Here is a 16,210-nt window from a genome sequence, read left to right on the forward strand (position 1 = left end):
GAGTTGAGGTATAGATTATGAGGAAAAGTATACTTGATTCAATTACTGAGGAGAAGCGTGAAATAGTGTCTCAAAAATTAGAGATAATAAGGCCGATCTTGGTTTTTGAAAAAGCTAAATCTGGTGATGTAAAAGCTATTTGTGAATTTCAGGAAGTGTATAAGGAATATCTTGTGGAGGATAAGACTATTGACAAAGTAACGCAAGGAGAATTAATAGACTGTATTAGTAAAAAGTATGGAAAATCTACAAGAACTATAAAACGTTATTTAGCAGAATATAAAAAAGCAGAAAATGAAGATTTCAAATGGGGAGAGGAAGGTCTTATTCCAAGATCAGGTGAAGAATATAAGTTTAGAAAGGATAATAAGCAGATAATAATTAACCATCCTAGGAGGCCTGATACTGTACTTGGAGTAGTAAACACAAGATTGGATGATAAGTATATACCAATAATTAAAGGGGTTATTGAAAAGGAGTTTCTTACATTAAAAAATATTTCCTATTCACAAACGTATGATTCAATTAGTGCACTTTGTGTAAAAGATAAGCTGAAAGTGCCAAAACCTATTACAATTCGAAAAATGCTTGACAGAATAGAACCTCAAATTAAAGCAAGAATGAGGTTGGGGGCTAAAGCAGCTAGAAGCTTTGATGATGTTGAGCGTGGATTTACAGATGAGGCTTTATTTCCACTTCATATAATTGAAATTGACCATAAGCTATTAGATATTCAAGTTATAGACGATAAAACAGGGTTTGTTATTGGGAGACCATGGGTAACAATGGGAATAGACTTATTTAGTAGATGTGTGTGGTGTTTTCACATATCTTTTGAAGAACCATCAATAAATAAAGTGAGAAAAGCATTGCTTAATGGCCTTTTGCCTAAAAAAGCCAAGCAAGTATATAAAACTAGGAAGGACTGGGATGTATTTGGGGTTCCTACAATTATTTATTTAGATAATGGCCCGGAGTTTAAATCCTCTGAAGTTAGAAGAATGATAGAAGATGTTATGGAATCTCACGTAATATATAGGCCAGTAAAAACTCCACAATATGGTGCAACTATAGAAAGACTATTTGGTACACTTGATTCACAGCTCATACACAGTTTAGATGGGACTACCAAGAGCAATATTCAAGATTTGGGGGAATATAACGCTGAAAAGGAAGCCATCTTAACTTTAGATGACTTAAAAGAGTTACTCAGTGTTTATATAACTGATATTTATCACTATAAGGAGCATAAAGGTTTACCTGATGATTCTAATATACCAATTCTGCGATATTATGAGGGACTTAATACATCAGGTTTTCCGGATTATGTATTAGATGTAGAAAAGATTTACATGGAACTTTTGCCTTTTGAAATGAAGCCTTACACAAGAGATGGTATTACATTTAATAATCGCATTTATAAGTCACAAGATTTGATTGATAATATTGGAAATAGGGATAAAAAATATAAAGTTAAATATGATCCTGATGATATTTCAAGAGTATTTTTATACCACCCTATTACACAGGAATATGTTGAAGTTCGTGCTGTTAAGCCATCTTATGATGAATTGAAAGGCATGAATGAATATACCTTTAAAAAATTAAAAGAAATAAGAAAGGAAATAGGTCAGAAAAAGGCTAAATTAATTCTTGATTCACATGATATTAGTGAAGCTAAGGCAGAATTAAGAGAAAGAACTGAAAAGAAGTATAAGGCTAATAAGAGTATACGTAAATTAGCAAAAAGAGCAGGAATACCAGTAACAGTTGCAGAGCCAGAAACTATTAAATCAGATTCATCACAACTGTCATTAGAGGAAATTATTAAAAAGGCAAGCAAAAAAGAAAGGAAATAAATAATGAACAATGAGTATGATGAAGTTGTAGAACGAGTTGGGAATACATTTATTACTTATTTTAGAAGTTGAAAGAAAACGGAATAAGATGGATCTGATTCGTATAAATAATAAAGAAAAGAACAAGTACAAAGAGCAAAGTAATTAGAAAAAGAAGGGAGTAAAAAGATATGGAATCTATTGACAAAGCTAGAGAAGCTAAAGAATTTGCACAGAGAATTGCTAATATTCATATTCATCACTCCAAAATCGAAAAAATATATAATAAATTCATGTCTATGAGGTGTTTTGGCAAGTTTGGAGCAGGGGGCAACAACCTAGATCACTTATTCATTATAGGAAAATCAGGCGTGGGCAAGTCGAATATGGTAAAAAAGTATGCTGAACAAAATCCAGGATATACAAAAGTAGTTAATGGCATAGAGTATGATATTAAACCAGTAGTATATTTAGAACTACCTGATCCATTTACTATACTTGAATTGTATCAATCCATTGTTAAGGCATTAGGTGCTCCTCAAAGATTTGGTAGACCTTCTATAGGAGAAGTTAAACGACAGGCGTTTAATTTACTTGAAAAGCAGGAAGTAGAAATGCTTATTTTAGATGAAATGAATTATATACTTAGTAGTAAATATGTTAAACCTCAAGAAGCAATGGAAGCTATTAAGCATATAGGAAATCAGGCTAATATTTCATTGGTCTGCATAGGTACACCGGAAATAGAATGTTTGCGAAAGTTGAGTTTTCAATACTTTAGAAGATTTCCTCAAGTAGAACTTGAACGATTCACACAATTAGACAAAGAGTTTTGTTTATTTCTTAAAGCAATAGAAGAACAAATTAGGCCAGAACAGCATTTAGGACTAGGAGATATGGATACATTACTTCCTGAAATGTTTTTTAAAATGAGTAAAGGTGTAGTATCTATTATAACACAGACTATTCAAGAGGCTTATAGGTTGGCAGGAGTTTATGATACAGATTTTAACGATGTTTCAAAAATAAACATAAATGTAGGCTTATTGTATGTTGCATATAAAAATATAGTTGGGGATATGATGGAAAGTGACTTTGAAAATGCAGTTGAGCAAACTTAGTCAATATATAGGGGGTGAAAATAAGTATGACTAATAAACTAACAGTAAGATTAGAAATATTCAGAGATGAGTCAATATCAAGTTATATTTTTAGGGTTTCTAAAGAAAATGGGTTATCCTACCTAGCATTTTGGAACATGATAAAAAGTTCCACAAAAGACTATGCACAATTTAGTGAAATAAACATTTTAGATATTGCACCATTAGGACATATTGATAGGGATTCATATGAAGAAAGGACCGGATATAGCAGTGAAAGTTTAATTAATAATTCATTCTATAAGGTTTTAGAAAAGTTTTGTAAAAATGGCGAAGTAGAAAGATCAAGATTGATTTCAGGAATCTTTGACTATGAATTTCGTTATTGTCCATTATGCTTGAAAGAAAAAGCTTACAACAGATTGATTTGGCGAGTAAAAGGTATAAAAATGTGTAATCAGCACAAAGTAAGACTGTTGGATAGATGTCTATTTTGTAATAAATTAATAAAATATGAGCAGTTAAGAGAATTGGGTTTGTGTCCACATTGTGGTAACCAGTTAGATTTTAAAATTGAGAATCAAAACTTTGACTACAAATTTTTAAAAAAACAGAAGTATTTATGTGAAACCTGGAACACATTGTTATATGAAAGATATAATAAGTTTACCCCAAGAGATATCGGATATAAAGTTTTATATATTTTAAATAATAAGAATGATAAATTTAATAGGAACAACGTGAAGGCCTCGATTAAAGAAAAGAATAGGTTGGCAGTGATATTGCAGCATGCAAGGGGAACTGCAAGTCAAAAAAATGCACTTCATTTAACTACTATTATTCAGATTCTATATGATAATGATACTTCCATGCAACAATTCTTAAATATGAATGTTCCGGATACATTTATCCACTCAGTCAATCCAAAATCTACAAGAAAAATAGATTCTGCTAGTTGTATATCTCCATGGTGCAACAGTATTAATGCAAAAGGCAAACTTATAAAAACAGGAACCTCAGAAAAGAAACATATTTCCGGAAAGTCACTTTTATATTATATGTTCTGTCCAGAATGTGGATGTGAGTATGCCTATGATAAATCTGGGAATATTCATGAAAGAACTAATTATATTGAGAGTTATAACTTATTAAATGAATGTTGAAATGAAGAAATATCATTAGAAAAATTATCATACATTACAGATTTATCTGAGGATCAGTTAAAGAGAGCTTTAGCTTATTTTAATTTAAGAGGGTTATTTCTAAAAAGTAATGAGACATGTAAAATTGATAATACACTATTAGAATTATTCTTAGATGGCTTGAAAAATAATATGACTATTAAAGAAATTAGTTCATGGAAATGTTGGGGCGGTTACAGGAAATATTTACTATACAGATTTCATAAAGATGTGATTTATGAACTAAATACAAGGAAAATAAAAAGAAATAAAAGAAAGAATACTGATGTTAATAAGTTAAGAATTCAGAAATGTTTAGGCGAGCTACATAAGGGGAGCGAGAAAATTACACTTGATACTGTATGTAATGCTATGGGAATATCTGCAGGAACAATAAGAAATTGGGGTGGAAATGAAATAATCTCTAAATTTAAGAAACAACAAGAACTACTTAAATTAGAAGAGAATAAAAAAATGTTGAATGAACAAATAAATAATTATTTACGTATCCATAATAATAAGATTATAAAGTCAAAAGATTTATATGCTCATTTAGGTATTATTAGAAATATATTATGGAGGAGATATCCAGACATTACAGCGGATATAACATGCAAAATAAAATTGCATAATAAGATTATAAGATCCAATGTGAAATGAAAAATAAATGAATTAATAATAAATTTTCTTCAGTAATGTAAAATATATACAATTATTTTAAAAGGAGAATGTTAAGAATGGATATATTACCTATTAGACCTCAAATTAAGGAAGGTGAGTCACTAAGTGGGTACTTAATGAGGTCGGCTAATCTACTTTATATTGATCCAAAGGATTTGTTAAAGCAAATTTGTTATGAATTTAATTTCCATTATTCATTTAGTAATATGGTAGGTAGGCATTCTTATTATGTTATTGCATTTCGATTGGATACACTCCCATTCAGATTCCTAAATAAAGATGGATTTTGTTATATTTTAAATAAGTTCCAGGAAAAAGTTGAGGGAATGACATTTGCTAATATATTTTACAAATTAGGATATGTTCATGATATGAACCCAAATGAATATGGATGTGTTTTAAGTAATAAATTAGTAGGTAATTTTAGGCGATTTTGTCCTAAGTGTTTAAATGAAGAAGGCATATATAAACTGTTATGGCAGGTAAGAGAAATAGATATTTGCGATAAACATAAGCTGAGGTTACAAGATACTTGTCCCAAGTGCAAAAGCAAACAAAAGTATTATTCAATAGAACTCTCTGAAAACAGGTGTTGTAAGTGTGGAGAAGATCTTGGTAAGATAAAACAATGTGAAGAAGTCAGGTATGAGAATATAGAGACACAATTAGGTTATTATAACGATTGGTTGTGTATGCTAAACCCTAAAATTATAATTAACAACCCAATTTATGGTCTAACTAATGAACAATCACTAGCTGCTAAATGTATGTATGTTGCCCAAAATCAGAAGGCATATTTTAATTCTTGGGAAAACGATATTCTTAGTAAGGCTATTACCAGAAATCTTGCTTATATTTTTAATGAAAAAAAGAAAAAACATCTAGTAACGCTTAATACAATATTCACAACTGTAAGAAAAAAAAGAATATCTCTTGAAGATTTTTCTCGTGTTAAAGTACCACAATCTTATATAAATTCTTTGAAAAAGAAAGATAAAGTGGTAGATAGAATAGATGCAAATACAGTATGTTTATCACCATGGTGTAAATATTATGGTAAAAATTTAGCGATTAAGGAATTTGATGGATATTCGTACAAACGTAGGCAGCGATTCAATCAATATGTTTGTATGGGTTGTTATATCGTTTATGAGTTTAATCAAGTAAATAAATGTTGGCAAACAATTGATAGTAAATTCTTTGATAATATAACAAAGGTTAAAGAGTTATTTTTACAAAATATGAGTATAGGGCAAATTGCTGAAAAATTAAGTATACATTTCTACTTAATTAATAAAATTAGAGGATATTTACTTAATATGAGTCTCTTGCCTGATGAGTACAAAGGAGACTCAATGAATATACCTGATAACATAGTAGAGCAATTTAGATACTTACTTTCTATGAAGGGTGAAATTAGGAAACTAGGAAAATTAGTATATGGGTGGAATAGTCTACAGTACTATTATTATTACTGGCTACCACAAGTACGTGAGTTATTTTATTTTGATAAAAGTATTCTGAATAATCGCGTTTCAAATGTTAAGGTATACAAAAATCAAGGAACAGACTGGAATAAGGAGCTAGAAATCGCTATAGATTATCTTTGGAAAAATAATATAAATATAAATCAGCTCAACATATGCAAAACAGGAGTAATAACACTCCATTATTATAAAGTTAATGGTATGGAAGGGTTTGTAGCTAAAGTTAGAAAGTTACAGCAGTACATGCGGAGGCTGGAGTATAATATTAATATGAAAATACAAATTTCAAGTTATATAGAAAGCATAAATTGTACTAGGTTAACTCTGAAAAAATTGTGTAGTGACTTGAAAATTAGTTTGGATAATCCAAAAAATTCAAGAGTAGGGCTTAAAAAGTGGATTATCAATCAAATTGATCAATATAATAATAAAAGAAAGTTTACAATTCAATATCAACATAAGAAGCAGATTGAAGATATTATAGTAGAGAGTTTTAAGAATGGGATTCGGGAGTCTATTAGAAGTATTTCACTAAAGTTATCTAAAGGCGAGCATTATATAGAGAGATCTCCAGAATTACTAGAGTTTACTAGGAATATTATTAACCAGTATTATAGTTAATGCGCTATAAAACATTTTGAGGTAATTGAACAGTTTCTTATAAAGATAAAATCGAATATTTTTCTCGAAAAAACCTGTGTAGATTTGTAATTAAAAATTTATACAGAGTTTTTTGTTTTTACAGATTGATGATAATTAAGATATCTATAGGGTATGGTAAATTTAAGATTATAGCTAGGGTTTTTTACATACTAAGACTATACCATAAATTTATTAAAAAACTCTTCCACTTTACATAAAATAAATCCTCTTATGGAAAATTAACCTAAGAGGAGTTGGTGGAGATGATTACCTTGAATGAAAAGCAACAAATAATTCTTAAATATTATAGAGAAGGGAAATCACAAAGATCAGTACAAAGAGAAACTGGTATTGCTAGAGATACTATAAGAAAATATATACGACAGTATGATGAAAAGCTTAGAGAACTTAATAATCTTCAAGATAGAGATGATGTAAAAAAGGCAGATATCATATCAGATATAGTAGAAGCTCCCAAGTATCATGGTGGTAAAAAAAAAGAAAAGTTGTAACTGAGGAGGTTGTAGAAAGAATAAAATACTATTTAAAAGAAAATGAAACTAAGAGAATTAAAGGATTGAGTAAACAGCAAAAAAGGAAAATTGATATATATGAAGCTTTACTATCTGATGGTATAGAAATAGGATATACAACGGTAGCTCAAGCAGTTAATGATATTCAAAGGAAAGGCCGAGAGGCCTATATAAAGCAAGAATATGAATTAGGTGAATGCTGTGAATTTGATTGGGGTACTGTGAAATTATACACAGATAATAATATTTTAAGAGAGTACCAGATGGCTGTATTTACTACAGCACATGGTAATTACAGATATGCTAGATTGTTTCCAAAACAAAATACCAACTGTTTTTTAGAATCACATGCACTATTCTTTGAAAAAATTCAAGGTGTATATAAAACTATGGTTTATGACAATATGAAAGTTGCGGTGAAAAAATTTATAGGTAGAACAGAAAAAGAACCTACAGATGAGCTCTTAAAGCTATCGCTTTATTATGGATTTAATTTCAGATTTTGTAATGCATATTCAGGTAATGAAAAAGGTCATGTTGAAAGGAGTGTTGATTATATAAGACATAAGGCTTTTTGTGATAAAGATACTTTTAAATCTTTAGAAGAAGCTAACGCTTATCTTGAAAGTATTTGCGATACTTTAAATAACAAATCTCAACCTAGTTATGGTAATAAAAGTGCATCACAAATGTTTGGCGAAGAAAAAGAATATATTCTTCCAAGAATGCCTATGTATGAAACAGCTGAAATTATAGACTTAAGAGTTGATAAGTATTCAACCATAGTTACTGATACATGTCATTACTCAGTATCAGATAAGTATATCAATTGCTTAGTTAGGGTGAAAAAATATTCTAATAAAATAATATGTTTCTATAACAATAAGAAAATTGCAGAACATGTTAGAAAATATGGGTTTAATGAATGGATATTTAATATAGATCATTATCTAAATACTCTAACAAAAAAGCCTGGATCACTTACTCACAGCGTAGCTGTTAAACAAATGGATTCCAGACTAAAAAAAATATACAGTAGTTATTATACCCAAAAAGAAAAAGAATTTATCGAGTTGTTAAAATTTATAGGAGAAAATGGATTGGAGAAAATTGAAAAAGCAATTCAAGTAATACTATCAACCAATTCTATGGATATAAGTACTGAAAAAATAAAATTTATATGTAATAGAGATGACTCCTTAGATGTATATAATAACTACTTTGAAAACAGAAGCTCTGAAACCATAGATAAATCAAAAGAAATGCTTGGATACTATACAAAGATGCTTTCAGCTGCTTCTAAAGAAGAAACTTATGGGGATGTGATAAATTAGTGAGTGATAAAAATAAAAAAACAATTCTTAAATCTATAAAAGAATACACTGAATATCTAAAGTTATCTTCAATAAGAAAAAATTTAGAACCCATTATGCAAGAAGCTACTATAAATGATATAAGCTATGAGGAATTTTTATTGAAATTATTAGAATCAGAATACGATACAAGAGTAGAAAATAGCAAGAAAAATAGGATAAGACTTGCTCAGTTTCCTTATAAAAAATATCTTGAAGACTTGGTTATTGATGATCTTCCAGAAGATGCAAAGAAAAAAATGAAAATTATATCGTCGTTAGACTTTATTAAAGAAGGTCAAAATATTATATTGGCTGGAAATGCTGGTACGGGGAAGACTCACATAGCCATAGGAATTGGCATAAAAGCATGCTTTGAAGGTTACAAAGTATTATTTACCACTGTACCTTTATTTATAAATCAACTCAAAGAATGCAGATCAAACAGAACTCTTCGAGCTTATCAAAACAAATTTGAAAAATATGATTTAGTAGTGTTGGATGAATTTGGATACATTTCTGCTGATAAGGAGGGTGCAGAACTTCTTTTTACAAATTTATCTTTAAGAACTGAAAGAAAATCAACAATAGTTACAACTAACTTGTCTTTCGACAGATGGGGAGAGATATTTCAAGATCCAGTAATGACAGCAGCAATGACTGACAGACTTACTTATAAGTCATATATGATTAATATGAATGGTAATTCTTTCAGGTTAAAAGAGACTAAAAAATGGATTGAAAATTTGCCTAGTTAATAAATTGTTTCTATAAAAAGTGGAAGTATTTTTGAGTATATTTTGGAAGAAATTTAATGTATAAAATACAGCTAGGGTATAAAATAACAGAAATAAAAAATATATTTTCGAATAATATTATACACTCTATGGTATTTTATATTATAAAAAGAAGGCTTTGTGACATTATGATACTATAAAATATATTAATAATTAATATTGTAACTAATTATAGGTAATAAATGTTGTAGGATTTTATAGCTTTGATAATGTATTTAAATAAAAATGTACTTCAGTAGTAGTAATATTTTGTGAAGCAAATATTATCCATATAACTCTCACTTGACAAAACAACGTTTTTAGATTACAATTTTTGTAATTTAATCCATAAAAGGCAACGAAAAGGAAAGTAGATAATGAGATATGTTACAGAGAGCTTCGTTTGCTGAAAAGAAGCACAAAAGGCATTATTAAAAATGGTCTTGGAGCTTAGTACCGACTACTATAAATGTATAGGCTACCATGGGAACGCCCATTATAGCGTCAGAGTATCGAATATATATTTATATTCCGTACTTGAAGAGGTCTGCATTGTGAAATGTAGATAAATTAAGGTGGTAACACGAAGCATATGCTCTCGTCCTTGAAATATAGAGTAAAGGAGGAGAGCTTTTTTATTTATTAATACCTAATAAGCTAAATATTTAAAAATAGAAGAATGGAGGACATTTATATGAAAAGATTATTATTAACCGCATATGGATTATGTACAGAGAAAATAAAAGAAGCATTTTACGAATTACTTCCTGAAAATATAGATTTTTCAACATTTAAAGTAGTCATTGTTACTACATCACAACCTGAACTAAAAGAAAAACATCATCAAATGATTTCGGTAAAAAACACATTTCATGAAATGGGATTTAAAAATGTTAATTTCATTGATATTGAATTTGAAGACCCACATAAGTTACAAGATTATGATATTATTTTTTTAAATGGCGGATACCCCTTCTATATTTTGCACCATCTTAAGAGGACTGGTGGTGACATCATATTAAAAAGGTTAATTGATGATGGTAAAATTATGGTTGGATTAAGTTGTGGCTCATATATTTTAGGAAAGGATAACCTTCTTTTAAATTATCTTTATCCAGAAGATAACATATTTCATACAACAGATATGAGCACATTAAATGCAGTAGATGTAAGAATATGGCCTCACTTTAAAGAACATTGCGGCATCCATCCAGAATTAGCAGAAAGAATTTTAGAATTTGAAGCAAAATATAATTATGAGGTTACTCGTTTAAACAATGACCAAGCATTGTTAGTTCTAGACGATAAAATAGAGAGAATAGGATAATACGTATTTTTCTTATTAAACGAAATAACTTTTTTAGTATTTTTAAGGGCATTGGTTTGCATAAGTATTTAGAATGATATTTTTATAGTTATAAGCCTGTAAGGACTGCTTAATTGCCGAATACAGATTAGGACATTTTATCTTATAATTAATACGGATTGTGGCAAAGATACTTATAAATTATGACAGCTTCAAAATATAAAAATATATATTTTAGCCAGTATTTTATGACAATATTAATTATAACCCACATATGCTTATTTGATTAAATTAAATTGGTAAGTTTCATAATAGCTAATAATTACAAGTGTATAATAATAAGTTTATAAAAACTATGATTAATTTGTAAATACAAATCAATCATAGTTTTTCTTTGTTATGAGTTATAACTGACATTTGGAATGAAAAAGAATAACTTAAACAAGAAGTATTAGAAGTGATAGAAACTAAAAGTTTTAGAAGAGATAAAAAAGAGTGGATTAAAAAAATTTGACTCCGAAGAAGTAAATTAGTAAAATTATAAAATCAGAAGATAAAAATTTAAAAGAGGTAAAAGGTAAAAGAAACATTCACCTCAAAAAGGAGAAATAAATAATGAGTGTAGCATCACCAATAACTGAATTTGTAGGATCAGTAAAATATGGAGATACAGTAGGTCTTGTTATAGCAAATGTGGACAGTTCTTTGCATGATAATATGGGATTAGATAATGGACATCGTTCCATAGGAATTATAAGCAATAGAACAGGAGTGGGTTCGCAAATTATGGCTGCCGATGAAGCTGTGAAAGCGACTAATACAAAAGTAGTAAGTATTGAACTTCCAAGAGATGCAAAGGGTGGAGCAGGACATGGTTGTTTAATCATACTTGCAGCAGAAGATGTATCTGATGTAAGAAAGGCAGTGGAAATTACGCTTAGTAATACAGAAAGAAATTTTGGTGACGTTTATTTATTTGATGCAGGTCATTTAGACTTGCACTATACTGCAAGGGCAAGTTTTGCTTTGAATAAAGGCTTTGGTGCTCCTATAGGAAAAGCCTTTGGAATAATTGTAGGTGCTCCAGCAGGAATTGGAGTTGTAATGGCAGATACTGCGCTTAAAACTGCAAATGTTGAACTTGTTAATTATTTAAGTCCAAGCAGCAAAGAGACTTCACATTCAAACGAAGTCACCATAACTATAACAGGAGATTCAGATGCTGTAAGACAATCGGTAATTGCTGCTAGAGAAGTAGGATTATCTATTGCTAAATCAATGGGGGAAAAACCTGTATCCATTACAGGAAAACCTTATATTTAATATATTAATTAAGATTGTTTTATTATTCATATTGATAATTATGAATTTAGATCATCATACCTTGAAAATTGAGATATTACTGTAGATAAGAATAAACAGTTTAAGTGGAATGAATAATTGAGCAAAAGAAATGCTATTATATAGCCTTGCTACATAATGGCATTTCTTTTATTATTTTATATATTTCATTCCAGTTTAACACTCTTGTTACATTTTCATTTACGGGTTTTCTATTATAATTAGTATCTATAAGTAATACCTTAAAACCATTTTCTGATAACTGCAAAGCATTTTCATAGCAATCTTCTATAAATATATCACATTTAAGTTTTCGAGCCATATCTACTTTATAATGAGTACCTAGAACAAAAACATCATCGTAAGGAATACCATTGTTGTTTAAGTAAGAGTAGGTGAGAAGTTTTAGATCTTTATCCCTGGCAGTAACAAAATAAATATTATTTAGTTTTATTAATTCTTCTATTACTTCTTTAGCATTTTCTCTTAAACTCACATTATCATTATGCATTTTGAACTTGTTTTTATTAAAAAAATCATAATACTCATCTCTAGTTACTCCCATAACTATATCAATTTTATACTCTGTTACTTTATCAATAGTTACATTCTTATTAAAGTATTTATTGGCAATATCTAGCCAAAAGTAAGGGTCAGTAATTGTTCCGTCAATATCAATACATATATTAAGACTTTTCATATTTAACACCAACCTTTAATTTCATTTTTTGTTAATTTATAGAATTAATTATGGAAGTTTGGTAGTTTCTTGATATTTCATCGGGAGTTTCTTCTAAGTTAATGAATGTAATAAATTTGCTAGGAATGCTAATTTGTTGTTTTGAATTGTAATTAGAGTTATACAATGTTTTAGAAATTGTGGTTATAAATAAACTTATCATTAAGATCATACTAACAATTATAAATTGCTGTTTGTCATAATCAAACATTTTTAATTCACCTTTCCTTTTCAAAGTTGTAGTAGGTAATAAGACATTTTATAACCAATATTATAAGTTTTACTGCAATTTATATTAGATAAAAAACTAGGAATGAAGATAAAGTACCTAAAATTGCGCCGGCAAATACATCAGAAGGATAATGTACTCCTAAATAAATTCTAGATGTACCAACAAGAGAAGCTAATAGTATAAGGAAAAAAGTTATAGGTGGATAAAACAATGAAATCATAGTACAAATAGTAAAAGCTGCTGTTGTATGTCCTGAAGGAAAAGAATATTCATCTATTCCGATCTTTTTTATATTTAGGTTATTTACTATTAAAAATGGTCTGATTCTACTTATACTTTTTTTAAATATTTGAGAAGTAATAGTACTTAGTATTAAAGAAATTGTACATTTTGTTCCAACTATACGAATAAAGTAATTTGGATTTAATTCCGTAAAAAGACAAAATGTAATTAGTGAAAAGTTAGATGCTAAACGAGTAACTAATGGCATAATAAAATCTAGACATTTACATTTCAGTGACATATTAATTGTTTTAAGTAAAAATGTATCGCCATGCTGTATATAGTTTAGTATCTTCATAGGAAATCAGCCCCCCTTTAAATACATTATATATGCTTATTTTTAAGAACATTTTAAGATATTGTTAAGTAAACTTAAAATAATAATATAAATTTATAAAGCATTTATATATAAAAAATGGTTTACAAAAGAATTTTTGAAAAAACATAATATGTATCTAGAATCAATAATATTTGAACTTACAGAGAGGACATGTATTAAGGATTACAATAGCTTAATATTAATTATCCCCAAATAAAAGTTTGATTTTGCTAATATACTTCTTTGGTATTTTTCTTTCACTATATTTTAAAGGTTTAATCATATTCAAAAATATATCTACATCTTTTTGTAATACTCTTATAAAGAATGAACCATCATCTTTTTCTCCTTCAAGTAAGTTAACATCTATATAACTATTTCTAATTTTAGATTTTAATATTGATAATGATCTCATAGTTCCACCAGTAAAATATGCATAATTTATGTAATATCGATTATTGTCATTAGGGAATAATACATTATATAGTTTCTTTTCATCTTCGCTCATAATAACTTTACCTCTCTTTCTAATTATTTTTAAATGTTTCAAAGTAATAATATGAATTTATTTAGGTAGTATAAATTTAAAAGTTAAAATTGTAATAGGTTTATATCTATAAGTGTTTATTTGAATTTAATGTTACCATGCAAATGTTATGTGAATATTAAAACTATTTTAATTAAACTTTATATATTTGTTAAACAAATAAATTGTATATGACGCAAAGAAGGGGATGTTTCACTAAGGCATATTCAAAAAAATAACAAGTCAGTATGTTAGTATATTTTGCGTCATACTGCGTCAACAGAACCCTTTGATAGAACAACTATCAGCGGAACCTGTTTCCTTGTCCATCGCAAAATATACTAACATCTTTGACTTGCTATTTTCTTTCATATGCCTAATAGAGTTATGTGCAAATAAATATAAAATAAAAAAGCAATAACATTTTTATAATAAGCACTAATATAGCAATTCTAACACTTTCACATAGATAAAATTGAGAGATGTTCTTTATTATGCTAAAATATATTATGAGGGTGTATTCAAATTTTTAGTTAATATGGAAGTAAAATTCACGTGTCCACTGATGAGTTTGAGTTATTGAGTTTCTTGAAGTAAGCGAAAGGAAAGTGTATTCGGATGAAAAGATTAAAACATATACTTATAGTTGTAATTGGTGTAGTTATAGCATCACAAATTTATTTTGATTTTTTAATTCAAGATTTTACTATAGCGCTTTCGGTAGTTATATTTCCTATATTTCTTTATAATTATATTGAGCTAAATCCTATAGGAACAGCTATATTAACAGGAGTGTCGTGTACGCTTTATAGGTTTATATGGGTTTATTCCAGTAACATGAATTTTATGAAAACCATTAAAATAACTACACCACAAATAATATTTTTTACTATTTATGGATTTATATTTTACTTTTTATATTATAAGAGTAAGAATAAAGATCTAACAAGATTTATACTTTCGGTACTTTGCTGCGATTTTATTTCAAATGTTGTTGAAATAAGTGTTCGAACTAAAATAATTGGTGAAAATGGTAATATGATTAAGGCTCTTTTCATAGTGGCTTGTGTAAGAACTTTAATGGCCTTGATTATATTAATAGCAATGAAACATTATAAATCATTTCTTATAAAAGAAGAACACGAAGAACGTTATAGAAAGTTGATGTTAATGATGTCTAGTTTTAAAAGTGAAATATATTTTATGAATAAGAATGCTTCTGAAATAGAAGATGTAATGCAAAAGTCTTTTTCAGCCTACGAGATTGTTTCTAAAAATAATTATTCTGAAGAACTGAAGAATCTTACCCTTGATATTGCTAAAGATGTTCATGAGATTAAGAAGGATTATATCAGGGTTATGAGAGGACTCGAAGAAATGTCTGATGAAAAAATAGATGTTGAATATATGAAAATAAAAGATATTATAAGTATTTTAGAATTAGATACAAAGGATTACATAATAAGCAAAAAATTAAATATTGAACTGGATTTTCAGGCTGAGTGTGATTTTTATGTTTCACAACACTTTTATTTGGTATCGGCCATAAGAAATCTTATTTTTAATGGAATAGAAGCTATAGATAGCAAAAAAAGAGGGGTAGTTAAGCTGAAGATCAAAGAGATAGGAGATGAATACATTTTTATTGTATCTGATAATGGGACAGGCATAAATGAAAGTAATTTGGATTTTATATTTAGTCCTGGGTTTTCTACTAAATATGATAAAACTGGAAGTATATGCAGAGGAATAGGTCTTACCTTGGTAAAAGATTTAGTTCAGCATATCTTTAAAGGAAGTATATCTGTGGAATCTGTAAAAAATACAGGTACAACTTTTACAATAAAAATACCAATAGACTCATTTAGGAGGTAA

General features: G+C 28.5%; 12 protein-coding genes, 1 pseudogene and 1 other annotated feature. Of the genes and pseudogenes, 10 read left to right on the top strand and 3 right to left on the bottom strand.

Annotated features, from left to right (window positions below; all coding sequences use genetic code 11):
- Positions 1-17 precede the first annotated feature (17 nt).
- The 9 genes and pseudogenes from HBE96_RS05945 (at position 18) to pduB (ending at position 12,219) form a co-directional block, all read left to right on the top strand.
- Positions 18-1,859: a Mu transposase C-terminal domain-containing protein gene (locus HBE96_RS05945; protein ID WP_169296841.1), complete on the top strand. Its 1,842-nt coding sequence runs from the start codon at positions 18-20 to the stop codon at positions 1,857-1,859.
- Positions 1,860-2,029: 170 nt separating this feature from the next.
- Positions 2,030-2,959, top strand: coding sequence for a TniB family NTP-binding protein (locus tag HBE96_RS05950; protein ID WP_169296842.1), 930 nt, complete (start codon positions 2,030-2,032; stop codon positions 2,957-2,959).
- Between the two features lie 26 nt (positions 2,960-2,985).
- Complete coding sequence (locus HBE96_RS05955) at positions 2,986-4,101, top strand: TniQ family protein (RefSeq protein ID WP_169296843.1); 1,116 nt, start codon at positions 2,986-2,988, stop codon at positions 4,099-4,101.
- A gap of 159 nt (positions 4,102-4,260) precedes the next feature.
- Complete coding sequence (locus tag HBE96_RS05960) at positions 4,261-4,779, top strand: hypothetical protein (protein WP_169296844.1); 519 nt, start codon at positions 4,261-4,263, stop codon at positions 4,777-4,779.
- 77 nt (positions 4,780-4,856) lie between these two features.
- Positions 4,857-6,908 carry a TniQ family protein gene (locus HBE96_RS05965; RefSeq protein WP_169296845.1) on the top strand — a complete coding sequence of 684 codons (2,052 nt, stop codon included), beginning with the start codon at positions 4,857-4,859 and terminating at the stop codon, positions 6,906-6,908.
- Positions 6,909-7,192: 284 nt separating this feature from the next.
- A pseudogene (gene istA / locus HBE96_RS05975) lies at positions 7,193-8,796 on the top strand (IS21 family transposase).
- Positions 8,796-9,572, top strand: coding sequence for an IS21-like element helper ATPase IstB (istB, locus tag HBE96_RS05980; protein WP_342590157.1), 777 nt, complete (start codon positions 8,796-8,798; stop codon positions 9,570-9,572). Before istA ends, istB begins: the two are co-directional and overlap by 1 nt.
- A 367-nt stretch (positions 9,573-9,939) precedes the next feature.
- Positions 9,940-10,199 (top strand) — a binding site (T-box leader).
- Between the two features lie 85 nt (positions 10,200-10,284).
- Positions 10,285-10,917 (top strand): Type 1 glutamine amidotransferase-like domain-containing protein, encoded by a 633-nt coding sequence (locus tag HBE96_RS05985; RefSeq protein WP_169296848.1) that lies wholly within the window; start codon positions 10,285-10,287, stop codon positions 10,915-10,917.
- 594 nt (positions 10,918-11,511) lie between these two features.
- The gene (pduB, locus tag HBE96_RS05990; protein ID WP_169296849.1) at positions 11,512-12,219 is read left to right on the top strand and encodes a propanediol utilization microcompartment protein PduB; all 708 of its coding nucleotides are present in this window, start codon (positions 11,512-11,514) and stop codon (positions 12,217-12,219) included.
- 136 nt (positions 12,220-12,355) lie between these two features.
- Here pduB and HBE96_RS05995 read toward each other — a convergent pair whose 3' ends face one another.
- From HBE96_RS05995 to HBE96_RS06005, 3 genes are all read right to left on the bottom strand, one after another.
- Entirely contained in the window at positions 12,356-12,937 is a 582-nt protein-coding gene (locus tag HBE96_RS05995; protein WP_169296850.1) for a 5' nucleotidase, NT5C type, read from the bottom strand.
- Between the two features lie 329 nt (positions 12,938-13,266).
- Entirely contained in the window at positions 13,267-13,788 is a 522-nt protein-coding gene (locus tag HBE96_RS06000; protein ID WP_169296851.1) for a phosphatase PAP2 family protein, read from the bottom strand.
- Between the two features lie 220 nt (positions 13,789-14,008).
- Entirely contained in the window at positions 14,009-14,317 is a 309-nt protein-coding gene (locus tag HBE96_RS06005; RefSeq protein ID WP_169296852.1) for a hypothetical protein, read from the bottom strand.
- 636 nt (positions 14,318-14,953) lie between these two features.
- On the opposite strand from HBE96_RS06005, the gene HBE96_RS06010 reads away from it, so the two are divergent.
- Positions 14,954-16,210, top strand: coding sequence for a sensor histidine kinase (locus tag HBE96_RS06010; RefSeq protein WP_169296853.1), 1,257 nt, complete (start codon positions 14,954-14,956; stop codon positions 16,208-16,210).

It is taken from the genome of Clostridium muellerianum, from assembly GCF_012926525.1.
Lineage (GTDB): Bacteria > Bacillota > Clostridia > Clostridiales > Clostridiaceae > Clostridium_AM > Clostridium_AM muellerianum.